This is a genomic window from Hymenobacter algoricola (genome assembly GCF_039539525.1).
Taxonomy (GTDB): domain Bacteria; phylum Bacteroidota; class Bacteroidia; order Cytophagales; family Hymenobacteraceae; genus Hymenobacter; species Hymenobacter algoricola.
The window spans coordinates 83624-108964 of the sequence record NZ_BAABDH010000021.1 but is presented as its reverse complement, the minus strand read 5'-3'; the positions used below and the strand labels follow the sequence as shown (position 1 = coordinate 108964).

Sequence of the window (25341 nt, the reverse complement as noted above, 5' to 3'; positions counted from 1 at the left end):
AGCGTTTCAGAGGCGCGGCAGCAAGCCTCGCCCTTGCGCTCAACCAGCACGTGCTGGTGGCACATTGGGCCCCAAAACCAGTGGCGCCGGGACGGGCAGGCGTATGCAGCAGGCGATTAGGCCGCTGGCCCAGGCATGGCTGGCAGGTAGCGGCGCAGTAGTTGTTCGGGCTACCGCTGCGAGGCGCGCCGTTACAACCGGGGCGGGCTGAGGGCTATTGCCGGCGCACAAAAAAAGGGCCTGCAGATGCAGGCCCTTTTTCACTAAAATGCGGGTTACTTACTCCACCACTACTTTCTGGGCAGCTACCGAGTTGCCGGCCTGCACTTTCATGATATACACGCCGGCGGCCAGGTTGATGCCTTCCAGGCTAGCCTCGTGGCGGCCAACGGCCTGCTTGCCCACGCTGATCTGACGAACTTCCTGACCGAGCAGGTTGGTCAGCGAGATCTGCACGTCCGATGCCTTATCGGCTACGGTGTATTGTACCTTGGCGGCACCGCTGATGGGGTTAGGCGAAACCTGCACGTTCAGCTTGGCCGCGTCCTGGGCTTTCTGGGTGCTCGTGATAACGGTGTTGGTTGCGAACTGAATGCCGGGCAGGGTAACGAAGTTTGGCTTGGCACCGAGGTTGGCCGTGTTGCCGGTTACCTCCGGAATTGCATCCGTAGAGTAGAAGTCGCCTGACTTGTTGTTCTGCACGGCGAACAGCTGGAGTACGTCGCCGGTCTGCATGCCCATCGTGGCCTTATCCAGCTCGATTTCCCAGCCCTGAATCCCGTTGTGGATTGGTGTAGCAGGGTTCGGGCCCACCAGGAAAAACACGTTCTTGAAGGCCATGCGGGTCAGCTGCAGGCCGCCGGTGGTAGTGGCCGGAGCCGTTACGGCCGTGCCGGCTACAGGCAGGTCACCGGTCAGCTGGTCGGTAGCCAGGCCACCGGCTACGCGGGTGTAGTCGATGATGCTGCTCGCGGAAGCGACGTCAGCGCCTTTCACGCCAAAGCCGTAATCAACCTCAAACTCCATCTTGGGGTCGTTGATTTCAAACGAAGTACCCGTCAGCGTGCTCAGGGGTAGCTCGGTGCCGGCCGCGCGGCCCACTTTGCGGGGCTGGTTCAGGTACACCTGAAACGAGTTACCATTGTTTTCCAGGGCGCCGGTCAGGGCGATGTAGTACTTGGTGGCCGTGTTGCGCACGTACAACTTCACCAGGCCGTGGTCACCAAAGCCATGCGGGCCGGTGTAGGTGCCCAGCGTTACGTAGCCTTCAGCCGGCAATACCTGGCCATCGAGGGTCACCTGGGCCTGGGCGTTGAAAGCAGCCGTAGAGAGCAGGCCGAGGGCTGCGAGGGTAAAGATTTTTTTCATTAGAGTGGGGTTGGGAAAAAGGGAGTGTGAGTTGATGAAAACCCGGGTTTCGGGGCTGCCGGGCCCGGGATATAAGCGTAAAGCTGGTATTCAGCCCCGCAAATTAAAGCCATAATAAGTGATTATTCACTAACCCGCTGCATAATTTCTTGCGTAATTTATTTCGTTCTGCCAATCAGCCGAAGGCCGGGTGGCGGCCCGCACGCCGGTTCGGCCCGGAATATGGGAAATAATTGGCGCCGAAGCCCTAGATTGCAGCCCCGCAGCCCTCTTTCCCGCTACAGAAGAAGTCCCACTCTTTGCCTGAGCCGCAGTCCCGAGTCTCCCTTTTCCGTTCTTTTCAACTCCCTTTTTACAGCGCATGGTAATCATTGCCGACGGCGGCTCGACCAAAACCAACTGGTGTCTTATCGATGAGGCAGGCACCCGCATCTACTTCAATACGGAAGGCTATAACCCCGATTTTGTGGGCACGGAGGCCATTCTGGCTTCCCTGCAGCAGAATCTGCCCGATACGCTGGTGCAGGACCAGATTACGGAGGTCCATTATTATGGCGCCGGTATTTCGTCGGCCAGGAAAGCCGAAATCGTGGCGGCAGCCATGCGGCAGGTATTTACTCACGCTAAGGTGTTTGTCGACCACGACCTGCTGGCGGCCGCCCGCGCCCTGCTGGGCCTCAACCAGGGCTTTGCCGCCATTCTGGGCACCGGCACCAACAGCTGCCTGTACAATGGTAAGGACGTGACGCTGAGCGTGGACTCGCTGGGCTACTTCCTCGGCGACGAGGGCAGCGGCTCGTTTATCGGCAAGCGGCTGCTGCGCGACTACCTGCGCAACCTGCTGCCCGACGGCCTGCAGGAAGCTTTCCGCGAAACCTACGGCCTGAACCGCGACGAAATCCTGGACCGGCTCTACAACCAGCCCCTGCCCAACCGCTTTCTGGCCAGCTTCGCCAAGTTTGCCTACGACCACAACAACGTCAGCTACTGCCGCGACATCGTGCTCAACGGCTTCGAGACGTTCTTCCAGAACCTGGTGCTGCACTACCCCAACTACCAGGACTACACCTTCAACTGCATCGGCTCGGTGGGCTACAACTTCCGCGACGCGCTGGCCCAGGTAGCCAAAAGCCACGGCATGGAAGTCGGCAAAATCATCCGCTCCCCCATCGACGACCTCGTGGACTACCACACGATTCTGACCAAATAGGCTGCCGACTGCCCATAAAAAAAGCGCCCCGAAAGGACGCTTTTTTTTATGGGCAGTCGGCAGCGGCTAGTGCTGCACCACCAGGCGCAGGGTTTGCTGTTGCTCGCCGGTGGTCAGGCGCAGCAGGTACACGCCGTTGGCAAAGTCGGCGGTGGGCAGGCGCAGCTCATGGGAGCCGGCCGTCTGGCGGCCACTGACGGGCACGGTGCGCACGGTGGCGCCGAGCAGGTTCAGCACGGTGAAGGTCACCGGCGAGGCCGTCGTCAGCTCGTAGCGCACCAGGGCCGAATTGGCCGTTGGGTTGGGCGCAACCTGCAGGTTCAGGGTCGAAGCGGCGCGGGGCCGCATGGCCGTCACGGTTTTCACCTTGCGCGAGGTGTACACGGCGTATTCGCCGGGCTGCAGGTTCAGGGCCGCAGCGGGGTCGGTGACGGTGATACTGTCGCCGGTGAGGTAGTTGTACCACTTGCCGGCCCGCTGGAAGTTGGGGAAGATATTGTCGGGGTTGACACTGAAGTTACCCACAATGGTGAGGTCCATGCTCGGGTCGTTGATGTTGATGGCCTTGGTAGTGCCGCGGGTGCGGATGCTGAAGTTGCGCGACTCCAGGGCCGGCTCGTTCACTTTCAGAGCAATCAGCTTGGCGTACACGTCGTGCAGGCGCCGGCGGTTGGCGTCGCCGTAGTAGTTCCAGCGGATGGGCTTGGCCCCGGTGCGGCCGTTGGAGTTGATGCTCACGTCGTAGCCCAGCTCCCCGAACTGCCACACCATTTTCGGGCCCGGAATGGTGAAGAAGAAGGCGGCCAGCATTTCCTGGCGGGCCAGGGCCGTGTTCAGGTCGCGGGTGTTGTAGGTGCCGCTGCTGCTGCCGCCGGTCAGAGTCGTCACCATCAGGCGCTCCTCGTCGTGGCTTTCCATGTAGGTCACCAGGTTGGGCTGCTGAAACTGCCGGCTGGAATAAGCGCCGCCAGACAGGTCGGAGCCCGCCAGCAGGCCCTTGGCGGCCTGGGAGTAGTTGCCGTGCATGTTGCCCCACAGCATCATGCCGTAGTCGGCCAGCACTTTCTCCTCCGAGTTGTCGGCGAAGTGCTCCAGGATGGCATACACGTTGGGGTCGACGCTGACCAAGTGGTTGTAGTAGTCTTTCCAGATGTCGATGCGCGACTGGTCATACTGGGCCATCAAGCCCGACTGCTGGTCGAAGGTCAGGTTGGGCAGGGCCGATACTTTCTGAGTGAAGCCCTTCGACAGGTCGAAGCGGTAGCCATCCACCTTGTATTCCTCCAGCCAGTACGACATCACCTTCTTGGAGAAGTACTTAGTGTAGGCGCTTTCGTGGTTGAAGTCGTAGCACACGTTGAAGGGGTGCGTGGCCGTACGGTTAAACCAGGGGCTGTTGGGGGCCGGGTTGCCGCCGTCGAAGTACAGCTGCACCATCGGGCTTTGGCCACAGCTGTGGTTGAGCACCATGTCGAGCACCACGGCCATGCCGCGGCGGTGGCACTCGTCGATGAAGCGCTTCAGGTCGTCCTTGGGGCCGTAGTACTTGTCGGGCGCGAAGTAGTACGAGGGGTTGTAGCCCCAGGAGTCGTTGCCCTCAAACTCGTTGACGGGCATCAGCTCAACGGCGTTGATGCCCAGCTTCTGCAGGTAAGTCAGCGTGTCGCGCAGGGTCTGGAAATCGTGGCGCTGGATAAAGTCGCGCAGGTGCAGCTCGTAGAGCACCAGGTCGGTGCGCTTGGGGCGCTGGTAGCCGGTGGTGGTCCACTGGTAGGCCGTCTGGTTGGTTTGCAGCACCGAAACGATGCCCGTAGTCAGGCCCGTGGGGTAGGGCTTCAGGTTGGGGTAGGTCACGGCCGTAATAAACCGGTCGTTGCTCGGGTCCAGAACTTTGTCGCTGTAAGGGTCGCCAATGCGCAGGCTGCCATCAACCAGGTACTGGTAGCCGTACTCGCGGCCCGGCTCCAGGTTGTTGATCTGAATCCACCAGCGGGTACCGTCCGGGGTCTGGTTCATAAAGGCCGCGTTGTCGATCTGCCAGTTGTTGAACTCGCCGAGCACGTACACGAACTGCTTGGCGGGGGCCGTCAGATTCAGGATAACCGAAGTGCCGCCGGGCAGGTAGGTGATGCCGTCCTTGGCCCCGGCGGGCAGCGGCGCCACGTTCACCGTCGGCCGCACGGTCAGAATAACGGAGTCGGACACGGTGGTAGCGCCGGCAGTGGCCGTGAAGCGGACCACGTTGCGGCCGGGCTGGGTCACCGTTACGCTGCCGGTCAGCGTCGTGGCGTTGGCCTGCTGGGCGACGGGCACCTTGTTCAGCGCCAGCGTCAGGTTGGAGGCTGCGGAAGCCTCGCCGCTTACGCTGACGGCCGTGTTCTGGGGCACAAACAGCACGCTGCCCCCGGCTACTACCGGGGAGGTGATGCGCGCGGCCAGACCGCCCTGAAATACGTCGATCAGGATGTCGTTGCCGTTGTCGCCGCGGCCGACCACAGTGCCGTCGGCGCTCTTAAACAGCATGGCCAGCTTGAGAATCGTCTGGCCGGCGGGCACGTTGTAGAAGGTGCGCGGGGTGAGGGTAATGGTGTAGGTGTTCGGGCCGGTGCGGGTGAGCTTGGAGGCCGGGTCGCCCTGGTTGAACGCGGGGTTCTTCACGTACTTCCAGTCGGTGTTCGAGGTGCTCAGGTTGGTGATGACGCCGGTGTACACGTACACGTCGCCGGTGAAGTTGAGCAGCCCGCCATTGCCTTTGGTGGCGTCGAAGGTGAGGGTTACCGCGTCCGTATCACGGAAAAAGCTGGGCTGGGTGGTCACGACCTGCGCCTGGACGGCAGGCAGCCCGGTCAGCAGCGCCAGCAGGCACAGCAGTAGTCGAAGTGTCTTCATGGAAATGGTGGGAAGTGGGGAAAACAGGAGCGTAAACATATTACGCAACAAAAAAGGAGTGATGAGGCGGTAAAAACCGAGCTTAAAGATACGCAACAATCTATCCGACAGCCAAGCCGGCCCGGGCTTTTGTTCGTAGCTTTGACGCCCGGCGGCCGTCGGGGCCGTCCGTGCATGATACCAGCTTCCCGTTTTTCTGCAAGTAGCAAGTGGTGGCCCGGGCTGGTGGCGCTGCTGCTGACCGGGCCGCTGAGCAGCCGGGCGCAGTCGGTGGCGGCTGCCCCGCCGCTACCGGCCGCCGACACGACTACGGCCGTCTTGCCAAACCCGGCCGATGCTCCCCGCCCCGTTGGTACCTGGCCTTCTTCGGCCCGCCGCTGGCAGCCCGTAGCTCCTTCCCTGGCATTGCCGGCCGACTCCAGCGGCCTGAGCCGGCGCCTGCCCCTGCTGGCGGGTGGCCTGGCCGTCACGTACTCGGGCCTGCTCTACGTGCTGGATCAGGGCTGGTATACCGGGGCCAAGAGCTCGTTTCACTGGTTCGACGACCTTGCTGAGTGGAAGCAGCTGGACAAGGCCGGGCACTTCTGGGGCGCCTTTCACGAAAGCCGCGGGGCCGTGGACATGCTGCGCTGGGCCGGCGTGCCCGAGCGGCGCGCCCTCTGGTACGGCGGCTTCGTGGGCTTCGTGCTCCAGACTCCCATCGAGTACTTCGACGGCCACGACCCGGCCTACGGCGCCTCAGCTACCGACCTGACCGCCAACTTCCTGGGTTCGGCCGGCCTGATAGCCCAGCAGCTGGCCTGGCACGAGGTGCGGCTGATGCCCAAGTACTCGTTTCATACCACCCGCTACGCCGGCCTCCGCCCCAACGTGCTGGGCAAGTCCTTGGGCGAGCAGCATCTGAAGGACTACAACGGCCAGACCTACTGGCTGTGCGCCGACCTGGCCGCCTGGCTGAACCCCGAAAGCCGGTGGCCCAAGTGGCTGCAGCCCGCCGTGGGCTACGGTGCCCAGCAGATGGTGTTCAACGATGCCCACGCCAACGCCGCGCTGGGGCTGCAGGCCTACCGGCAGTACTACCTCACCTTCGACGTGAACCTGCTGCGGATTCCGACCCGCAGCAAGCTGCTCAAGCGGGTGTTTTACGTGGCCAGCATCTTCCACCTGCCCGCCCCGGCCCTGGAATACAACTCCCGCAACGGCCTGCGCTTACACGGACTCTACTACTAGGCGCTGCCGCGGGCGGAATCTGTGCGGCGGGGAATGAAGCCGGCCGGCGCGGTGTTCCTGGCTGCCGGCCCCGGTCGGCCAAGACCGGCGGGGGCGATTCTGCGTACCTTGCAGCCGCTGCGCGGCCCCAGGACGGCCGCGCTCCGCATTTAAAATTCAACATCCAGAATTCCAGCATTATGAACGTAGGAGACCGGGTCCGCCTGCTTACAGGCCGCGAGGAAGGCATCGTTACGCGCCTGCTCGACAACGACCTCGTGGAGGTAGCCATCGACAATGACTTTACCATTCCGGTGCTGCGCCGCGAGGTGGTGGTGGTAGCCGCCGAGGAGCAGAAAGCCTTCGGACAGAGCGCCAGCGCCATTGCGGCCGAGAAAAAAGCTGCCTCCACCGGCGCGGCCAACGCCGCTAAAGCTGCCAAGGCGGCCAGCCAGAACCAGGCGGCGGCGGCCAAAAAGCCCACCGGGGAAAGTCCGCCACCCACGGCCCCCGTCAAGGCGGTGCCGGTGCAGAAGGGGCTGTACCTGGCCCTGATTCACCAGTCGCCGGAGCTGCTGGCCCTGCACCTGGTCAACCATACGGAGCGCGACGTGCTGTTTACTTATGGGGAGGAAACCGCCGACAAGTACCGTGCCCTGAGCGCCGACCGGCTGCCGGCCAAATCGGCCAGCAAGCCGCTGGGCCACTGGCACCTGAAGGACTTCGACAAGTGGCCCGCCCCGGTGTTTCAGCTGCTGCCCCACCAGGTAAACGATACCACGCCTTACGAGCTGCTCACCAAGCGCCTGCAGTTCCGGGCCGCCAGCTTCTACACCAGCCGCCAGCCCAACGTGCCCGTGCTCCAGCGTGAGGCCTACCTGTTTCAGCTCGACGAGAAGCCCGCCGCCCCGGCCGTGGTAGCTCCCGACAAGCTGGCCGAAACCCTGCAGCAGCAGCTCAGCGGCAACGCCCCCGCCAAGCCCGCCGCCATGGCCCCGCTGCCCGAGCCCGCCAAAGCCATTACGGCCCCGCCCCACGAGGTGGACCTGCACCTGGAGGCGCTGCGCCCCGATGCCGCCACCGAGGAGCCGCCGCTGAGCAACACCGCCATTCTGAAGCTCCAGATCGATGCTTTCGAAGACACGCTGAGCCGGGCGCTGGCCACCAACATGCACGAAATCGTGTTTATCCACGGCTCCGGCAACGGCACCCTGCGCAAGGAGCTGCACAAGCTGCTCAGCCGCAACAAGGACATCAAGTTCTTCGAGGACGCCCAGAAGGAGAAGTTCGGCTACGGCGCCACGCTGGTGCGGCTGAAGTAGTAAGGCTACCCAGAAATCGGCTGTCATCCTGAGCAGAGCAAAGGACCCTATCACAGTAGAACAAGTCGTCGTTACGCTTGTCGTTCAGCCGTGCTAAGGTCCTTCGCAGGCTCAGGATGACAGCCGATTTTGTTTTCAACTCTCCCTGAATTTATCATGCCCACTCCTTTCGCCCAGCCGCTTACCGTATCCCTGCCCGACGGCCGCCGGCTGGGCCTGACGCGCTATGGCAACCCGGCCCACCCAGCCGTCATTTTTCACCACGGCTACGCCTCCTCCGGTTTGTCAGTGCCCCCATGCGCGGCGCTGCTGGCCGAGCTGCAGCTGCAGGTGCTGGCCCCCGACCGGCCCGGGGCGGGGCACTCGGATGTGGATGAGAACCTGACGCTGGACTCGTTTGCGGCCGATGTGCTGGGGGCTGTCGACGCGCTGCAGGTGCCGGGCCGGCTGGGCGTGGCGGGCTGGTCGGCGGGCGGACTGCACGGCCTGGCGCTGGCGGCGCGCTACCCGGGGCGGGTGGCCAGCCTGCATCTGCTCAGCACCATCCTGCCCTTCGGCGACCCGGCCGCCTACGAGGATTTCACCATGGGCTGGAAAACCATCCGCTACGCCAACGAGTACCTGCCCGCCCTGGGCCGGCTGGCCTTCGCCGAAATCAGCGAGGAGTGGCAGGAAAAGCCGGATGCTTCCATTGACAAGTTCCTCCGGCTGATCTTCGGCCCGCCCGAGCAGGTCGTGGGCTTCGAGCCCGCCAACCGCTTGCTGCTGCGCGACGCGGCCGTGCAGGGCTTCACCCACGAGGGCCAGGGCGTGTATTTCGACAGCCGCGCCATCTGCCAACCGCTCCCGTTTTCCCTGGCTGCCGTTCAGGCTTCCACCACCATCTGGCACGGCACCGCCGACACCATCTGGCCCCCGGAAAGCCTGCACTACCTCACCGAGCGGATTCCGCAGGCCCGGATCAACCTGCTGCCCGGCGAGGGACACATGCTGTACCTGCGCCACTGGGCAGCCATTCTGCGCCAGGCGCGGGCCGAAATGGGGTAGCGCCTACCTCGGCGGGAAATTCCGGCCGCGGTTTCACGCCGTCCCTGCTCGTTTCCCTCATTGCCACCAATTCAGAATTTGGGCTATTTTTGAGCCTCCCGTTTCCATTGCTGCCCATGTTCACGTTGGCCGATCTGCGCGCCGAGGCCACCGCCGCCAGTTTCAGCCGCGGGCAGGCCTACTTTGAGGAAGGAGCCGTGGGCCGCGTCCGGCACCGGGTCGAAGACGACTATTTTTCCGCCTTCGTGCGCGGCTCCGCCGACTACTCCGTGGAGCTGACGCTGACGGACGAAGGCCCCGATTTCTGGTGCGACTGCCCCTACGACCACGAAGGCATCTGCAAGCACTGCGTGGCGCTGGGGCTGGCCGTGCTGGACGAGTTCGGCCCAGAGGCCGCACCCCCCAAAGCAGCCGCCAGGACCCCGAAAAACTCTACAACCCCACCCCGAATAGCGGGGGCCACCAACCCAGCCGCGCCGGTGGACGCAGTAGTTTCGGCCTCGGAGCTGGAAGCGGCGCTGCGGGAGGTAGGCAAGCCCGAGAAGCTGAAGTTTCTGGAGCTGGAGCTGCGCCAGAATCCCACCCTGGCCCGCGCCTTTCTCACCCATTTCTACGGCCCCGCGCTGCTCCCTGATCCGCTTGCTGCCGACCTCACCCTGCCCCGGCTGGAAACCCTGCGCGACGAGCTGCGCCGGGCCCTGAGCCGCCTGCGCTTCGGCCACGACGAGCTGGCCGATGACGATGGTAAAAAGCCCGTCGTCATGTTCGGAATCGGAGCCGGGGTAAGCCGGTTTATCCAACCACTGGCCCAGCGCGTTGGCGTGGTGCTGGAACCGGTCCTGCGGCCCGTGGCCGCAACCATTGAAACGGCCCTGGCAGCCGGGCAACTGGCCGAGGCCCTGCGCCGCTGGCACGGGGCCTGGCTGGGTATCACGGGCGTGAAGCAACCCGAAACGGATGTCTATTATCTGTTTTCAGGCAGCCATTATGCCCCGCAGGTGGCCGAGGTCTGGGTACGGATGATGGCTGAAACGGGAGTTGACCTACTGCTGAGCCGACAGGAATTCCCGGCTGAAGAAGCGGCCCGCTGCCTGCCCATGCTCATCCGGCCAGTGGTGGAGGCCCTGCGGCCTGCCCGGCCCGGCCAGTCCCAATGGTCTCCCACGATGCCCCAGGGCGGTCAGGCGCTGCTGCTGGCTGCGGCTTCCAACCCCAGCCTGGCCCCGGCCCTGCGCGAGGCCCTGCAGCCCCACGAGGCGCAGCTCTCGCCCCTGCTGAAACTGCGCCTGGCCGCCGGCTGCCGCGACTGGACCGCCTGGGAGCTACTGGCCACCCAGCAAGCGGCACTCAATCCGGCCCTAGCCCTGAGCCTGCTCCAGTTCTACCTCGACCACGACCGGCGGCCGGACCTGCTGCGGGCGGCCGAGCGCTACCTGCCCCGCTACGCCCAGCTGGTGGGGACTTTCGTGCTGGCCCAGGTGCAGCCCGCCGAGAACCGGCTGCTCTACGTGAAGGCCCTGACGCACCGCCTCGAAGCCGGGCAGGATTTTGCTGATTTCGAAACGCTGGCCGGTCTGTGGACGGTGAAGGAGCGGGCGGCTCTGGTGCTGCGGGTGCTGGTGCAGCGCCCCAACCAGTTCGCGCCCCTGTTCCGGGCCCGGGTGCTGCTGGCCGAAAACCGGCCGGCCGAGCTGCTGCCCCTGGCCCTGGCGCTCGACTGGCACCCGCGTCCGCGCGCTTCCTACTGGGCCGTGTACGCGCCTACCGACCTGACTGAGCTGCCCGAGATACTGCAGCTGGCCGCCCGCCAGGCGCCCGAAGCCACCCTGGATGCCGTGATGGAGCGCACCGAACAATACCTCGACAATACCCCCCGCCGCACCCTGGAGCTGTACCAACGCATCGGTAGCTGGCTCAAGGCGCTGTACGAGCTGCCCGCCCTCACCGAGCAGGTACTGCTGTTCGCCGAAGGCCTCTACACCAAGTACAACAAGCTCAGTCGCCTGCGCCAGGCGCTGCGCGAAGCCCAGGTGGTGCCCGAGCCGGAAGCGCCGCTGCTGCGGCCGCCGCAGTCCGGAATACCGCGCCGGGCCCCCAAGCCCCGCAACCCCTTCGGAAAGTAAACCGGCCGGTTTTCGGACGCTCGCGCTCCGCGGACCTCCGCGAAACCTCTGCGAAACCTCTGCCGGAACCGCCGCTGTTTGTTCGGGGCCGAATACAGTGCCACCCTCGTTACTTTGCAGAAATCTTCTGCCCCTTATGAACCTCAAGCTTCTCGCCGCCCTGCTCCTGCTTAGTGCCCCTGCCCTGGCCCAACAGAATCTACCCGTGCCGCTCAACCTGCAGGCCACCTACGCCAAGGGTACCCGCAGTGAAACCGGCCAGCCGGGTCCGAAGTACTGGCAGAACACCGCCGACTACGACCTCAAAGTCAGCTTCGACCCGGCCACGCGCTTGGTAAAGGGCTCCGTGGATATCACCTACCTCAACAACAGCCCCGACTCGCTGCGGCAGATCTGGTTTAAGCTCTACCCCAACTACTACCAGAAGGGCGGCGCCCGGGCTTCGTCCATCAAGCCTGAGGACGTGAGTGAGGGTGTCAAAATCGAGCAGCTCAGCATCAACGGCGTGGCTTCCGACGTGGATAAGTTGCGCATCGACGGCACGAATATGCCGGTGAGTCTGCGCCGGGCGCTGGGGCCGCAGCAGGCGGCGAAAGTGACGGTGGCTTACTCTTACACCCTGAATAAAGGCTCCCACATGCGCACCGGCGAGGTGGAGGAAAACGCCGATTTCGTGGCCTACTTCTTCCCCCGCATTGCCGTCTACGACGACATCGACGGCTGGAACCGCTTCGCCTACAACGGCAGCCAGGAGTTCTACAACGACTTCGGCAACTTCAAGGCCGCCATTACCGTGCCCCGCAACTTCGTGGTGTGGGCCACCGGCGAGCTGCTGAATGCCGATAAGGTGCTGACCAAAAAGTACGCCCAGCGCCTGCGCGACGCCGAGCAAAAGGACGCCTACACCACCATCATCGGCCCCGTCGACCTGGCCCGTAAGGACATCACGGCCGCCAACGCCCAGAACACCTGGCTGTTTGAGGCCCGGAACGTAACCGACTTCGTGTTTGCCACCACCGACCACTACGTGTGGCAGGCCACCAGCCTGGTGGTGGACCCGGCCACCAAACGGCGCACCCGCGTCGATGCCGTGTACAACCCCAAGCATAAGGACTTCGAGGAAGTAGCCCAGTTTGGGCGCCGCACGGTGGAAGCCATGAGCTACACGTTTCCGAAGTGGCCCTTCCCCTACTCCCACGAAACCGTATTCGACGGCCTCGACCAGATGGAGTACCCGATGATGGTGAACGACAACCCGCTCGACAAGCGCGAGGACGTCATCACCCTCACCGACCACGAGATATTCCACACCATGTTCCCGTTTTATATGGGCGTCAACGAAACCAAGTACGGCTGGATGGACGAGGGCTGGGCCACCATCGGCGAGTGGATCATCTCGCCGCTCATCGAGCCTAAAATGGTGGACGACTACGGCGTGGAGCCCTACGCCCGCGCCGCGGCCACCGAAGTCGACGTGCCCATCACCACGCTCAGCACCCAGCAGAGCGGCACGGCCTTTTTCCTCAACTCCTACCCCAAGCCCGCCCTGGGCTACCTCTACGTGAAGGATATGCTCGGCGACGAGCTGTTTACCAAGGCCCTGCACACCTACATCCGCAACTGGAACGGCAAGCACCCCATGCCCTACGACTTCTTCAACTCGATGAACGCCGGGGCCGGCCAGAACCTGAACTGGTTCTGGCAGCGCTGGTTTTTCGACGGCGGCTACCCCGACCTGGCTTTGCAAAGCGTCACGCCCCAGAGTATCGTCGTGCAGGCCAAAGGCACCAAGCCCGTGCCGGTAGATTTGACCATCACTTTCGCCGACAACACCACCCAGAAAATCCACCGCTCGGTAGCCGTGTGGCAGGCCGGTAATACGACGGTGACGGTGCCCGTGGACGGCGGCAAAGCGGTGAAGAAAGTGGTACTGGGCAGCACCTACGTGCCGGATAATAACAAGGTGGATAACGTGTGGGAGGGGAAGTAACGGTAAAGCTTGGGTAGCTGATGTGCCATTGTCCGCGGGCAGCTGGTCCCGAGCGGTTCCGGGGGGTTACATAGTAGTACGAGGCGTATAAACCGGGGTAACCCTGCTTTACCGCGCTATGAAGTATTCCCCCGCTCTATTCTTACTCAGCCTGCTGCTCACGGGCTGCGATGACCCGACTGCCCGTTTCGACGAGTTTACCGTGTCCCACCCAGTTAATCTGGCTAGGGTGCTGGGCTCCGACCTGACGCTGCTCGGCCCCTCCGACACGGTACACCTGCAAGTGCGTTTCGACCCCGCTACCCGCCTCAACCGGCTCATCGACCTCCGCGATACCAGCCTGGTGCTCGAAGGACAGGCATTTCACCACCGCCGCCTGTACTACGTGGTAGAGCTGAGGGAAGCGGGAAGCTGCTGGGTACACGCGGTACGTATTCGCGGTAATGAGGTAACGGGGCTGAACCGGGGCTACCGGCAGATGGAAGACCTTTCGGCGGTGGTGAAGCAAGGGCAGTTCGGGGAGTTGATCCGCTATCGGATCCTCGGCAACGACAGCACCCGCATGCGCTTCGACATGCGCACGCTACGCGCCTTCTACCGCACAGAGCTGGACAGCTTCGAGACCTACCGCATAGCCCGGCCGTTGGCGGCCCGCGTGGCCGAAACTGCCCCCGCTGCCACCCTAAGCCTCTATCCCAATCCGGCCAATACCCACGCCACGCTCGACTTCGCCACCCCCGCCACCCGCACCGTGCAGGTCTATACTCAGGCGGGGCAGCTGGTCCGGGTGCTGCCGGCCCAGGCAGCAACGCTGGAGCTACCGGTGCGGGAGTGGTCAGAAGGCACGTATATCCTGCGGGTAACCGGGGCCGAATCAGCCGTGCAGACCGTGCGGCTGGTGGTAAAGCGGTGAAAAATCGCGGTATCCGACTGCATCTACGTCGCAGCCGGCGGCATTATTGATTAATCCCTGCCTACCTTTACCCCCGTGATGAGTCGCTCCACCGCGGCGCCGGGGCTTTAAGCCGGCGACGAGGAAAGTCCGGGCAACGCAGCGCACCCTGCTTCCTAACGGGAAGGATGGGCCGCAAGGTCCAGACAGCCAGTGCCACAGAAAACTACCGCCTACGTGCCGGCTTCGGCCGGCGCCGGTAAGGGTGAAAAGGTGCGGTAAGAGCGCACCAGCGGCTGGGTGACCAGTCCGGCTGGGTAAACCTCAGGGGTTGAAAGACCAAATAAGCGGATACGTCCGGGGGCAACCCCGGGCACCGGGCGGCTCGTCCGGCATCCGTGGGTAGGTTGATGGAGCCTTTCCGCGAGGACTGGCCTAGATAAATGGTGGAGACGCGGCCTTTCGGGGCCGCGTACAAAACCCGGCTTACAGACTCATCATGCGTCTTTCGGCAGCCGCCGCAGCTTTCGGGTTGCGGCGGCTGTTTTGGTTTTTGATGAGCGTCATGCTGAGCGCAGCCGAAGCATGACAGTCGTTCTGTTGGTACCACCAGCTTACATCCTTTGTGCCCGCGTTTTCGTTACTTCGCCCTACCCCTTCTCACTTCCCCGCACCTATGCCCCGCATTCTCATCATTGACGACGAACGAGCCATCCGCAACACGCTGAAGGAAATTCTGGAGTACGAAAGCTACACCGTGGATCAGGCCGAGGATGGCCCCACCGGCCTCGACCTGATGATCAGGAACAAGTACGACGTGGTGCTCTGCGACATCAAGATGCCCAAGATGGACGGCCTCGAAGTGCTGGAGCGCGCCCGCCTGGCGTCCCCGGATTCGGCCTTCATCATGATTTCGGCCCACGGCAACATCGAAACCGCCGTGGACGCCACCAAGAAGGGCGCGTTCGACTTCATCCAGAAGCCCCCGGACCTGAACCGCCTGCTCGTGACCGTGCGCAACGCCCTGGACCGCACCAAGCTGGTGACGGAAACCAAGACGCTGAAAAAGAAGATTGCCAAAAGCTCCGAGATGATCGGTGCCTCGCCCGAGCTGGAAGCCGTGCGCAAGGCCATCAGCAAGGTGGCTCCCACCGACGCCCGCGTGCTCATCACCGGCCCCAACGGCGCGGGCAAGGAGATGGTGGCCCGGCAGCTGCACGAGCTCAGCAACCGCAACAACGGCCCCATGATCGAGGTCAACTGCGCCGCCATTCCCTCCGAGCTGATTGAGTCGGAGCTGTTCGGGCACGAAAAGGGCTCGTTCACCTCGGCCGTGAAGCAGCGCATCGGCAAGTTTGAGCAGGCCGACGGCGGCACGCTCTTCCTCGACGAAATCGGCGACATGAGCCTTTCAGCCCAGGCCAAAGTGCTGCGCGCCCTGCAGGAGAGCAAGATCACCCGGGTGGGCGGCGAAAAGGAAATCACGGTGAACGTGCGCGTGATTGCCGCCACCAACAAGGACCTGCAGCAGGAGATAGCCGAGCGCAACTTCCGCGAAGACCTCTACCACCGCCTCTCCGTCATCCTGATCAAGGTGCCCGCCCTCAACGACCGCCGCGACGACATCCCCGACCTGGTGCAGCGCTTCCTGCAGGACATTGCCCGCGACTACGGCGACAAGCCCAAGAACATCGACGCCAAAGCCCTGGACTACCTCAAAAGCCTGGACTGGCGCGGCAACATCCGCGAGCTGCGCAACGTGGTGGAGCGCCTCATCATCATGAGCGAAGACACGATTACGGAAGCCGACGCCCGGACGTACGCGGGGAAGTAAAACCGACCCACGCCCTCCCGGCTGTCATCCTGAGCGGCGCGCAGCAGATCGAAGGACCTTCCTCTTCATTCTCTATACGCTTTTTCAGCAAGCAAAGCCCTTTTCCGTTAGCGCGGTTAAGGGCTTTGTGCATTTAAAAGAGTACCCATGGGGTGATGAGCAAGGACCTTCACTACGCGTACGCCAGCTGAAGGATGACAAACAGTTTGGGGCAGCCTCCCCTACGCCAGCTGATTACACCCGCGCACGTCCGAGTTGTCCATTCTGCCCAGCACTTCGAAGGAGCCGTCGGGGTGCATGCGGGCCAGGTCCTTGGTTTCCAGAAAGGCGCAGGAGTCCACGTTGGCCAGGTCGACGACGTTGATGGCGCCATCGGGGCGGTAGGCCGCCACGGAAAACGGGTCGGCGGGGTCGCGCAGCAGCACCCGCAGCGGCGCCGGGCAGTGGAAGCGGCCGTCGCCGCGGCTGTAGGCCTGGGAGAGCAGCTCCGTCATGCCGTACTCGGAGTGAATGCCGGCCGGGCCGAAGGCCTGCTGAAGCTCGGCGTGCAGCTCCTCGCGGATCATCTCGCGGCGGCGGCCCTTCATGCCGCCGGTTTCGAGTACCGTCAGGTTTTGCAGCTCCGGGACCGGACCATAGTCGGAGGCCAGGTCGAGCAACGCGTAGGAAACCCCGATCAGCAGCACCCGGCGGCTGGCATCCTGCTTGGCCGCAGCCAGGGCCTGCAGCAGCGCGGCATGGTCGCGCAGAAAAAACGCGGGCTGCGTCTGCCCCGATTCCCGGGCAAAGTAGTCGACCATGGCCACCAACGAAGAGTGACCCTGCTCCAGATACGACGGCAGCAGGGCCAGAAACGTGTAGCCGGTGAGCGGGCCGTAGAGGCTTTCGAAAATGCGGGCCGCGTTTTGGCGGTACAGCTGTGAGTCGCGCACAAGGTGGCGGCTGCGCTGCTGCAGGGTGGTGCCGCTGCTCAGAAACAGCTCCTGCGGTGCCCAGTCGGCGGGCGCGGTACGCACCTCGTGGGTCTTGAAAAACTCGATGGGCAGAAACGGGATGTCCTCCAGCCGCTGCACCGCTTCGGGCCGGCGGCTCAGCGCGGCCAGCCACTGCCGGTAGGGCGGGCAGTGCACGGCCTGGTGGCGAAACAGCTGCAGGGCCAGGGGCTCAAAAGTAGCGGCCAAAACGGCCGGCAGGGCTTGCAGGTAGGCAGCGCGGAAACTCATTCGGGGGTGGCGGGTGTTAGCGAATTGATATAACAAAGGCGGCGGCGCTTCGTTGAGAAGTTGTACCTTCCGCTGCCGGATCCGGACGCCGTTTTCGAACCGTTTTTTCTGCTTGCTATGGCCATGTTTCGTACTCTTTCAGGGGCCGCCGTTGTCCTTTCCACTTTTGCCCTCAGCTCCTGCCTGAATACGCCGAACTTTCCGAGTACGCCCAGCATCGAGTTCAAGGAGATAAAAGTCACCCGGGTAGATGACGGTATCACCACGGCCTTCGACCACGTCGTGATTACGGTCAACTTCAAGGATGGCGAAGGAGATCTGGGCCTGAACGAGAGTGACAAAACTCCCAACAGCCCATATGCCAAAACGCTGCCGGACGGCACTCCAAATCGCAATTACAACAACTACTTTCTGGTGCCTTACTTTGAAGTCAGTCCCGGCCGATTTGAGCCGGTAGTGTTTCAAAATGCTGACAACATCTACATCTCCACTTACCCGCCTCTCGACCCGCCCGGGGGCAAGGCTGCACCGCTGAAAGGAGACCTGACCTTCACCACCGACATTTTGGTTGATGGCTCTTTTACCCCCATCAAATCGGGTCAGACCATCCGCTTCGAGCTTAGTATCATGGACCGTGCCCTGAACGAGAGCAACAAAGTGGTTACCTCGAGTTATCTGGTCCAGTAGCGGCCAGCAGCCCCACAAAAAAGCCCGGCCGGATATCCAGCCGGGCTTTTCTATGGAATTTACCAACCCTAATAGATGGCCGGGAAACGCTTGGGCTCGGCTTCGCTCATCAGCTCATACACGGCGTCGAACACATCCTCCGCGTTGGGCTTGCTGAAGTAGTCGCCGTCGGAGCCATAGGGCGGGCGGTGGGGCTGCGCGGCCAGGCAGCGGGGCTGCGAGTCGAGGAGCTTGTAGGCCTGCTGCTCGTCGAGCACGTGCTGCATCATGTAGGCCGTGGCGCCGCCGGGCACGTCTTCGTCGGCGAACAGCACCCGGCTGGTTTTGCGCAGGCTGTCGGCAATGACGTGGTCGATGTCGAAGGGCAGCAGGGTCTGCACGTCGATTACCTCGGCGGAAATGCCCACCTCCGCCAGCTGCTTGGCCGCGTCCAGCACGATGCGGCACATCGAGCCGTAGGTGACGATGGTGATGTCGGTGCCGGCCTGCAGGGTTTCGGGCACGCCCAGCGGCAGCGTGAACTCGCCCACGTTCAGCGGAATTCGCTCCTTGAGGCGGTAGCCGTTCAGGCACTCAATCACCAAAGCCGGCTCGTCGGAACGCAGCAGCGTGTTGTAAAAGCCCGCCGCCTGGGTCATGTCGCGCGGGACGAGCACGTGCATGCCGCGGATGCTGCTCAGGATCATGCCAATGGGGGAGCCCGAATGCCAGACGCCTTCCAAACGGTGCCCGCGGGTACGCACAATCAGGGGCGCTTTCTGCCCGCCCTTGGTGCGGTACTGCAGGCAGGCCACGTCGTCGCTCAGAATCTGGATGGCGTAGAGCAGATAGTCGAGGTACTGGATTTCGGTGATGGGTCGCAGCCCGCGCAGGGCGGCGCCGATGCCCTGCCCCACGATGGTGCATTCGCGGATGCCGGTATCGGTCACGCGCAGCTCGCCAAACTTGTCCTGCAGGCCGGCAAAGGCCTGGTTCACGTCCCCGATTTTGCCCACGTCCTCGCCGATGGCGAAGATGGCCGGGTCGCGGCGGAAGTTGGCCTCGAAGCAGGCCTGCAGCACCTCGCGGCCATCCACGGGGGCGGCGTCGGCGGCAAATTCGGCCGGCACTACGTCGATGTTCAGCGCGGCCTGCTCACTCTGGCTGTAGAGGTAGGAGTTGTAGCGGTCGGCATTTTCGGCCAGGGCCTGCTCCAGGTAGTCCTTCAAATCCTGGCGGGCATTGCTGCGGCGCTTGTCGCGCACGAGGCGCAGGGCCCGGCGCACGGTGCGCACAATGTCGGCGCGGATGGGCGTCGGGTTGTGGCGCAGGTGCTCCACCATGTCGTGCAGGGCGTTTTCCTCCCCCGTTTCGGCCACCAGCTTTTCCAGCACCACTACGGCTTCGTCGCGCTCCTGCTTGATGGGGTTGAAGAAGGCCTCCCAGGCGGCCACGCGGGCCTGCTTGATGACGTCCTTGGTTTCGGTTTCAATCTGGCTGAGCTCGTCTTCCGTGGCGTGGCCCTCGGCCAGCAGCCACTCGCGCATCTTACGCAGGCAGTCGTGCTCCTCTTCCCAGCTCAGCCGGTCCTTGCTCTTGTAGCGCTCGTGCGAGCCGGAGGTGGAGTGGCCCTGGGGCTGGGTTACTTCGGTCACGTGAATCAGCACCGGCACATGCTCGCGGCGGCACACTTCGGCGGCCCGCAGATAGGTATCGACCAGGGCGGCATAGTCCCAGCCTTTGACCACGAAAATCTCGAAGCCCTGCTCCCCGGGTCCGTTGCGCTGGAAGCCGGCCAGAATCTCGCTGATGCTCTGCTTGGTGGTCTGGTATTCGGCGGGCACCGAGATGCCGTAATGGTCGTCCCAGACGCTGACCAGCATCGGAATCTGCAGCACGCCGGCCGCGTTGATGGCCTCGAAAAACATGCCTTCCGAAGTGCTGGCGTTGCCAATCGTGCCGAAGGCAATTTCGTTGCCGTTCACCGAAAACTGGGTCAGCTCATGCAGCTCGGGGTTCTGCCGGTACAGCTTGGAAGCGTAAGCCAAGCCTACCAGCCGCGGCATCTGCGAGGCCGTGGGCGACACGTCGGCGGAGGAGTTTTTCAGCTCTGCCAGATTCTTGAACTGGCCGTCCTCGTCGAGCAGGCGGGTGGCGAAGTGGCCGTTCATGGCGCGGCCGGCGGTGGCGGGCTCCGCCTCGGCGTCGGGGTGGGCGTAGAGCTGGGCAAAGTACTGCTGCCAGGTCAGCTCGCCGGCGGCCACCATAAAGGTCTGGTCGCGGTAGTAGCCGGAGCGGAAGTCGCCGGGCTGGAAGGCGCGGGCCATGGCCAGCTGCGGCAGCTCCTTGCCGTCGCCGAAGATGCCGAACTTGGCTTTGCCCATAAATACTTCCTTGCGGCCCGCGAGGGAGGCCTGCCGGCTTTCCCAGCCCAGGCGGTAGTCACGGAGCAGGTCTTCTTTGCTAAGGGCCGCCGGGGCGGCTACGATAGGTTCAGCGGTGGGCATAAGGCGGATGGGCGGGGATTTTGGCGGCGGAAAGGACTCTGGAAAAGGCCGGCTCAGAAAGCAGGCCCACAAAAGTACGGATTTGGGCGTGACCCGGCACAAAACCGCCTTTCGGCCCTGGTACGAATCAGGCCGGTTTTTGTCTATCTTTGGCTTGCGGGCCAAATGGGGCGCCGCAATCTGGTTTAACCTACCGCCGGCTGACTGCTATGAAAAACTTTGCCTCCCTGCTGCTGGGCCTCGTGCTGCTGTTCGTTCATCTCGGCGCCCGGGCCCAGGGCGTAATGACGTTTGAAAAAGACACCCACGACTTCGGCAACGTGGCCGAGGGCACCATGGCCACCCACGAGTTTCGCTTCAAGAACACCGGCACGCAGCCCATCGTTATTGCCAACGTACAGGCCAGCTGCGGCTGCACCACCCCCGACTGGACCAAGACGCCGGTGCTGCCCGGCAAAACCGGCATCGTGAAAGCCATGTACAGCAGCGCCGGCCGGCCCGGCGTGTTCAACAAAACCGTAACCGTGACCAGCAACGCCGCCACGCCGAGCACCGTGCTCAGCATCAAGGGCAACGTACTGGACAAGGGCCAGGTAAAATCCACGCTCACGCCCGCCCAGCTGGCTCTCTCCCCGCGCCTGACCCTGGACCGCGCGGCCCACGACTTCGGCAAGATGGAGGCCGGGCAGCAGCCCTCGGCGCGCTTCACGGTGAAAAATACCGGCAAGCAGGAACTGGTGCTCAGTCAGCTGACGTCCTCGTGCAACTGCGTAGGCTACAAAAACACGCCCGCCCCCATTAAGCCGGGCCAGAGCGGCACCATCGAACTGATTTACGGGCAGCGCCAGATCGGGCAGATGTCGGATGTGGTGACTATTTCCTCGAACGACCTGACCGGCGACGCCAAGCTCACGCTGAAAGCCAACGTGGTACGCGACCTGAACGGCACCAGCATGATGAAGGAAAACGGCGTGGCCGTCCCGTTCAAGTAAGCAGGTGATTGGGTAAGTCGTTTGTCATCCTGAGTGGAGCGAAGCGAAATGAAGGACCCTCCTCTGATAACCAATCAGCTACATTAACTGAGCAACGCCCTTTTCCGATCAGCGCGGGAAAGGGCGTTGTGCATTGAAAGGATTTTGGTAGTGACGAAGAGGAAGGGCCTTCATTCCGCTTCGCTTCACTCAGGATGACAAACGATTTACCTGATTCCCCAATCCCCTAATTACATACTTACCCGGGCACCCACAAACCCGGCAGCATTGCCTATCTTTGCGGCCGTTTTCCGCCTAGTATCTCCCACCTCCACTCCTTTAGTTTCTGCCATGATTATTGGTGTCCCGAAAGAAATCAAAAACAACGAAAACCGCGTGGGCCTGACGCCCGCCGGGGTTGCTGAACTCCGCAAGCACGGCCATGAGCTGTACGTGCAGGCCACGGCCGGCCTGGGCAGCGGCTTTCAGGATGCCGAGTACGAGCAGGCCGGCGCCACCGTGCTGGCGACTATCGAGCAGGTGTATGCCAAGGCGGAGATGATTGTGAAGGTGAAGGAGCCCATTGCTTCGGAGTACCCGCTCATCAAGGAAGGCCAGCTGCTGTTCACCTACTTCCACTTCGCCAGCGGCGAGGAGCTCACCCACGCCATGATTGAGCGCAAGGCCGTGTGCCTGGCCTACGAAACCGTGGAGCTGCCCACCCGCGCCCTGCCCCTGCTCATTCCGATGAGCGAAGTGGCCGGCCGCATGGCCCCCCAGGAAGGCGCCAAGTACCTGGAGAAGCCGCTCAAAGGCCGCGGTATCCTGCTCGGCGGCGTACCCGGCGTGAAGCCCGCCGAAGTACTGGTGCTGGGCGCCGGTATCGTGGGCACCCAAGCCGCCAAGATTGCCGCCGGCCTCGGCGCGCTGGTGACCGTGATGGACATCAACCTGAACCGGCTGCGCGAGCTCGACGACTTCATGCCCAAGAATGTGGTGACCCAGTACTCGAACGAGTACAACATCCGCGCGGCCATCAAAACGGCCGACCTGATCATCGGCGCGGTGCTGATTCCGGGGGCCAAGGCGCCCCACCTCATCACCCGCGACATGCTCAAGACCATGCGCCCCGGCACCGTGCTCGTGGACGTGGCCGTGGACCAGGGCGGCTGCATCGAAACCTGCAAGCCGACCACCCACGAAGACCCGACCTTCATCATCGACGACATCGTGCACTACTGCGTGGCCAACATGCCGGGCGCGGTGCCTTACACCAGCACGCTGGCCCTCACCAACGCTACGCTGCCCTACGCCGTGAAGCTGGCCAACCTGGGCTGGCAGAAAGCCTGCCAGCAGGACGCTGCCCTGCGCCTGGGCCTGAACGTGGTCAACGGCGACGTCGTGTACCAGGGCGTAGCCGATGCCTGGAACCTGCCGATGGTTGACGTAAACAGCGTACTGGAGCCGGCGCACGCTTAATTCTCTGCTTATCGAACAAAAAAGCCTTCCCGATAGAACTCGGGAAGGCTTTTTTACTGAGTGGCGCAAATCGTCGCGCCCAGCTTTCCTTCCCCTTGTAGCTCTTCATGAAAGGACTCCTTTTTCAGGGCCGCCCGATTTCGGACGCCCAAACTTTCGCTCTGCTGCCGCTCTACCTGCAGGATTTTCTGCGGGCCCAAAACGGCGTGGTCGCCTATTTCGGGGGGCTTCACATCCGGGGCTGCTGCCACTATCCGCTCTGGCACGACCTGGGTGCCGCCTGGAACGGTGAGCAGGCTTTCTGGAAGCGCTACCGCACGGTGCAGCCCACCGACATTCCCTTCGCCCAGGACTGCGTGGGCAACCAGTTTCTGCTCCGCGGCGACGCGGTGCTCTTTCTGGATACCGAAACCGGCGAAATTGCCGACCTGGAGGTAGATTTCAAGCACTTTCTGTTCGGCATCGAGAAGTTTCCGCTCGATGCGCTGGGCATGGAGCCGCTGCGCAGCTTTCAGCAGCGGGGCGGCCAGCTGGAGCCCGGGCAGCTGCTGAGCATGTACCCGCCGGTGTGCATCCAGTCCCGCTCCGAGCAGCGGACGCTGAAGCCGATTCCGGCCCTGGAGCGGCTGACGTACCTGAGCGGGTTTTACGCCCAGATCAAGGACCTGCCCGACGGGCAGCGCCTGCACTACACGCTGAAAGCGTAGCTTTTTTTTCCGCCATGCCCTCCCCCCTGCTGCGTTTGCTGCTGCGTCGTCTGGCCCTGCTCATGGGCGCCTACGTGCTGCTGCGCCTGGGATTTTACCTCTCCAATTTCAGCACCTTCCGCGAAGCCACCTTCGGGCAGGTGCTGCTGGCCTTCGGGCACGGCTTCCGATTCGACGTGGCGGCCCTGCTGCTGCTGAATGTGCCGTTCACGCTGTTTTCGCTGGTGCCGGCCGCCGGGCGGGGCTGGCAACGGTTTTTGCGGGCCCTGTATCTGCTGCTCAATGCCCCGGGGCTGGCGCTGAACATCATCGACACCCAGTACTTCAAGTTTATCGGGCGGCGCACCAGCAACGAGCTGTTTACCATCACCGGGGATATTGAGCGGCAGTCGGGGCAGCTGCTGGGGCAGTACTGGTTTCTGTTTGTGCCGCTGCTGCTGCTGCTGGGGCTGCTGGCCTATTTTTACCCCATGGTCCCGGCAGTCCGGCCCGCGGCGGCGGCGTGGCGGCGGATTGGGCAGCCCGTGCTTGAGGTGGTGCTGGTAGCCGCGCTGACGGTGCTCGGCATCCGCGGGGGCCTGCAGCTCAAGCCCCTGCGCACCGGCCACGCGTTTATGCAGACGCCACCCGTGCTGGGCCACGTGGCGCTGAACAGCACCTTTACCTTCCTCAAAAGCCTGGGCTACCAGCCCCTGGACCGGCGCACGTTCTTCGCCGACCCTGCCGAGCTGCGGCCGGCGCTGGCGGCCCATTATCCGGCGGCCCGCCCCGGCGCCCCCCGCGACAACGTGGTGATTCTGCTGGTCGAGAGCTTTGCCTCCGAGTACACGGGCCTGGAAAACGGCGGGGGCGGCTACACGCCGTTCTTTGATTCGCTGGCGACGAAGGGGCGGTTTTTTCGGGAGCACTACGCCAATGGCCGCCGCTCTATCGAGGCCCTGCCGGCCGTGCTGGCGGGGCTGCCATCCCTGATTGAAAGCCCCTTTATCACCTCCAACTTCCAGACCGACGAGCTGCACGGCCTGGGGGAGTTGCTGGGCCGGCAGGGCTACGCCACCTCGGTGTTTCACGGTGCCCAAAACGGGACGATGGGCTTCAACACGTTCAGCGGCATTGCCGGCGTGCAGCAGTACTTCGGGCTGAACGAGTATCCGGGTGGGGCGAAAAGCCCGGACTTCGACGGCCACTGGGGCATTGCCGACGAGCCCTACCTGCAGTACTTCGCCCAGGAGCTAAGCCGGCAGAAGCAGCCGTTTTTCTCCACTCTGTTTACCCTTACCTCCCACGAACCGTTTGAGGTGCCGGCCCGCTACCAGGGCCGCTTTCCGGCCGGCACGCTGCCCATTCACGGCGTTATCGGCTACACTGACTTTGCCCTGCGGCAGTTTTTCAAAGCCGCCGCCAGCCAGCCCTGGTACCAGAACACGCTGTTTATCCTGCTGGCCGACCATACCTCGCAGAGCGACAAGCCCGACTACCAGAACACGCTGGGCGCCTTCAAAACGCCCCTGCTGCTGTTTCACCCCGGCCGCCCGCTGCCCGCCGCCGACGTGCACCGCATCACCCAGCAGGCCGACGTGCCCGCCACGGTGGTGGATCTGCTCAACATCCCGGCCGACCGGCAGCTGCTGCCCTTCGGCTATTCCGTGTTTGATACCACCACCAGCGGCCGCGCCTTTTTCCTGAGCGGCAGCTCGTTGTTCCTGGTGCACCGCGACTTCGTGACGGAGCTGACCAGCGACGACAAAATTCACCTCTACCCCTACCAGACCCACCTGCTGCCGGCCGCACCCTTACCTACGCCCGACCCGCAAAAGGCCCGGCAGTACGGCCGGGAGCTGAAAGCCGCCGCCCAGTTTTTCACCGACGGTCTGCTCGACAACAAATTCTACCGCTAGCGGCCC

The 25341-nt window shown here is 63.3% G+C and carries 17 protein-coding genes and 1 other RNA gene; 14 read left to right on the top strand and 4 right to left on the bottom strand.

Annotation, left to right across the window (positions count from 1 at the left end):
• Window positions 1-279: 279 nt before the first annotated feature.
• Entirely contained in the window at window positions 280-1368 is a 1089-nt protein-coding gene (locus tag ABD842_RS07080; RefSeq protein ID WP_345111994.1) for a T9SS type A sorting domain-containing protein, read from the bottom strand.
• Window positions 1369-1729: 361 nt separating this feature from the next.
• Here ABD842_RS07080 and ABD842_RS07075 point away from each other — a divergent pair, with 361 nt between their 5' ends.
• Entirely contained in the window at window positions 1730-2578 is an 849-nt protein-coding gene (locus ABD842_RS07075) for an N-acetylglucosamine kinase (RefSeq protein ID WP_345111991.1), read from the top strand.
• A gap of 66 nt (window positions 2579-2644) precedes the next feature.
• On the opposite strand, the gene ABD842_RS07070 is transcribed toward ABD842_RS07075, so the two are convergent.
• A complete protein-coding gene (locus ABD842_RS07070; protein ID WP_345111988.1) occupies window positions 2645-5467 on the bottom strand; it encodes a DUF4961 domain-containing protein in 2823 nt (940 codons plus the stop codon).
• Window positions 5468-5641: 174 nt separating this feature from the next.
• Here ABD842_RS07070 and ABD842_RS07065 point away from each other — a divergent pair, with 174 nt between their 5' ends.
• The 8 genes from ABD842_RS07065 (at window position 5642) to ABD842_RS07030 (ending at window position 15884) form a co-directional block, all read left to right on the top strand.
• Window positions 5642-6697: a DUF2279 domain-containing protein gene (locus tag ABD842_RS07065; RefSeq protein WP_345111986.1), complete on the top strand. Its 1056-nt coding sequence runs from the start codon at window positions 5642-5644 to the stop codon at window positions 6695-6697.
• A gap of 179 nt (window positions 6698-6876) precedes the next feature.
• Window positions 6877-7998: a Smr/MutS family protein gene (locus ABD842_RS07060; protein WP_345111984.1), complete on the top strand. Its 1122-nt coding sequence runs from the start codon at window positions 6877-6879 to the stop codon at window positions 7996-7998.
• Between the two features lie 156 nt (window positions 7999-8154).
• Complete coding sequence (locus ABD842_RS07055) at window positions 8155-9045, top strand: alpha/beta fold hydrolase (protein WP_345111981.1); 891 nt, start codon at window positions 8155-8157, stop codon at window positions 9043-9045.
• A gap of 116 nt (window positions 9046-9161) precedes the next feature.
• On the top strand, window positions 9162-11168 hold the full coding sequence (locus ABD842_RS07050; protein WP_345111979.1) for an SWIM zinc finger family protein: 2007 nt from the start codon (window positions 9162-9164) through the stop codon (window positions 11166-11168).
• A 136-nt stretch (window positions 11169-11304) separates the two neighbouring features.
• Complete coding sequence (locus ABD842_RS07045; protein ID WP_345111976.1) at window positions 11305-13158, top strand: M1 family metallopeptidase; 1854 nt, start codon at window positions 11305-11307, stop codon at window positions 13156-13158.
• A 118-nt stretch (window positions 13159-13276) separates the two neighbouring features.
• On the top strand, window positions 13277-14071 hold the full coding sequence (locus ABD842_RS07040; RefSeq protein ID WP_345111974.1) for a T9SS type A sorting domain-containing protein: 795 nt from the start codon (window positions 13277-13279) through the stop codon (window positions 14069-14071).
• A 75-nt stretch (window positions 14072-14146) separates the two neighbouring features.
• Window positions 14147-14555: RNase P RNA component class A (rnpB, locus tag ABD842_RS07035), an RNA gene on the top strand.
• A gap of 171 nt (window positions 14556-14726) precedes the next feature.
• Complete coding sequence (locus ABD842_RS07030) at window positions 14727-15884, top strand: sigma-54-dependent transcriptional regulator (protein WP_345111972.1); 1158 nt, start codon at window positions 14727-14729, stop codon at window positions 15882-15884.
• A 221-nt stretch (window positions 15885-16105) separates the two neighbouring features.
• Here ABD842_RS07030 and ABD842_RS07025 read toward each other — a convergent pair whose 3' ends face one another.
• On the bottom strand, window positions 16106-17107 hold the full coding sequence (locus ABD842_RS07025) for an acyl-CoA synthetase family protein (protein ID WP_345111969.1): 1002 nt from the start codon (window positions 17105-17107) through the stop codon (window positions 16106-16108).
• Window positions 17108-17230: 123 nt separating this feature from the next.
• On the opposite strand from ABD842_RS07025, the gene ABD842_RS07020 reads away from it, so the two are divergent.
• On the top strand, window positions 17231-17794 hold the full coding sequence (locus tag ABD842_RS07020; protein ID WP_345111967.1) for a hypothetical protein: 564 nt from the start codon (window positions 17231-17233) through the stop codon (window positions 17792-17794).
• 68 nt (window positions 17795-17862) lie between these two features.
• On the opposite strand, the gene ABD842_RS07015 is transcribed toward ABD842_RS07020, so the two are convergent.
• A complete protein-coding gene (locus tag ABD842_RS07015) occupies window positions 17863-20280 on the bottom strand; it encodes an alpha-ketoacid dehydrogenase subunit alpha/beta (RefSeq protein ID WP_345111964.1) in 2418 nt (805 codons plus the stop codon).
• Window positions 20281-20489: 209 nt separating this feature from the next.
• Between ABD842_RS07015 and ABD842_RS07010 the strand changes: the two genes are divergently transcribed.
• From ABD842_RS07010 to ABD842_RS06995, 4 genes are all read left to right on the top strand, one after another.
• On the top strand, window positions 20490-21272 hold the full coding sequence (locus ABD842_RS07010; protein ID WP_345111961.1) for a DUF1573 domain-containing protein: 783 nt from the start codon (window positions 20490-20492) through the stop codon (window positions 21270-21272).
• A gap of 330 nt (window positions 21273-21602) precedes the next feature.
• Complete coding sequence (gene ald, locus ABD842_RS07005; RefSeq protein ID WP_345111958.1) at window positions 21603-22730, top strand: alanine dehydrogenase; 1128 nt, start codon at window positions 21603-21605, stop codon at window positions 22728-22730.
• 107 nt (window positions 22731-22837) lie between these two features.
• On the top strand, window positions 22838-23437 hold the full coding sequence (locus ABD842_RS07000) for an SMI1/KNR4 family protein (RefSeq protein WP_345111955.1): 600 nt from the start codon (window positions 22838-22840) through the stop codon (window positions 23435-23437).
• A 14-nt stretch (window positions 23438-23451) separates the two neighbouring features.
• Window positions 23452-25335, top strand: a complete 1884-nt coding sequence (locus ABD842_RS06995) for an LTA synthase family protein (RefSeq protein WP_345111952.1) — start codon at window positions 23452-23454, stop codon at window positions 25333-25335.
• Window positions 25336-25341: the final 6 nt, after the last annotated feature.

What these genes read in the sequence shown, in the direction of transcription:
- ABD842_RS07040 (WP_345111974.1), top strand. Translation starts at nt 13,277, where the DNA reads ATGAAGTATTCCCCCGCTCTATTCTTACTCAGCCTGCTGCTCACGGGC.
- ABD842_RS07015 (WP_345111964.1), bottom strand. Translation starts at nt 20,280, where the DNA reads ATGCCCACCGCTGAACCTATCGTAGCCGCCCCGGCGGCCCTTAGCAAA.
- ABD842_RS07055 (WP_345111981.1), top strand. Translation starts at nt 8,155, where the DNA reads ATGCCCACTCCTTTCGCCCAGCCGCTTACCGTATCCCTGCCCGACGGC.
- ABD842_RS07020 (WP_345111967.1), top strand. Translation starts at nt 17,231, where the DNA reads ATGTTTCGTACTCTTTCAGGGGCCGCCGTTGTCCTTTCCACTTTTGCC.
- ABD842_RS07045 (WP_345111976.1), top strand. Translation starts at nt 11,305, where the DNA reads ATGAACCTCAAGCTTCTCGCCGCCCTGCTCCTGCTTAGTGCCCCTGCC.
- ABD842_RS07000 (WP_345111955.1), top strand. Translation starts at nt 22,838, where the DNA reads ATGAAAGGACTCCTTTTTCAGGGCCGCCCGATTTCGGACGCCCAAACT.
- ABD842_RS07050 (WP_345111979.1), top strand. Translation starts at nt 9,162, where the DNA reads ATGTTCACGTTGGCCGATCTGCGCGCCGAGGCCACCGCCGCCAGTTTC.
- ABD842_RS06995 (WP_345111952.1), top strand. Translation starts at nt 23,452, where the DNA reads ATGCCCTCCCCCCTGCTGCGTTTGCTGCTGCGTCGTCTGGCCCTGCTC.
- ald (WP_345111958.1), top strand. Translation starts at nt 21,603, where the DNA reads ATGATTATTGGTGTCCCGAAAGAAATCAAAAACAACGAAAACCGCGTG.
- ABD842_RS07060 (WP_345111984.1), top strand. Translation starts at nt 6,877, where the DNA reads ATGAACGTAGGAGACCGGGTCCGCCTGCTTACAGGCCGCGAGGAAGGC.
- ABD842_RS07075 (WP_345111991.1), top strand. Translation starts at nt 1,730, where the DNA reads ATGGTAATCATTGCCGACGGCGGCTCGACCAAAACCAACTGGTGTCTT.
- ABD842_RS07065 (WP_345111986.1), top strand. Translation starts at nt 5,642, where the DNA reads ATGATACCAGCTTCCCGTTTTTCTGCAAGTAGCAAGTGGTGGCCCGGG.
- ABD842_RS07030 (WP_345111972.1), top strand. Translation starts at nt 14,727, where the DNA reads ATGCCCCGCATTCTCATCATTGACGACGAACGAGCCATCCGCAACACG.
- ABD842_RS07025 (WP_345111969.1), bottom strand. Translation starts at nt 17,107, where the DNA reads ATGAGTTTCCGCGCTGCCTACCTGCAAGCCCTGCCGGCCGTTTTGGCC.
- ABD842_RS07010 (WP_345111961.1), top strand. Translation starts at nt 20,490, where the DNA reads ATGAAAAACTTTGCCTCCCTGCTGCTGGGCCTCGTGCTGCTGTTCGTT.
- ABD842_RS07080 (WP_345111994.1), bottom strand. Translation starts at nt 1,368, where the DNA reads ATGAAAAAAATCTTTACCCTCGCAGCCCTCGGCCTGCTCTCTACGGCT.
- ABD842_RS07070 (WP_345111988.1), bottom strand. Translation starts at nt 5,467, where the DNA reads ATGAAGACACTTCGACTACTGCTGTGCCTGCTGGCGCTGCTGACCGGG.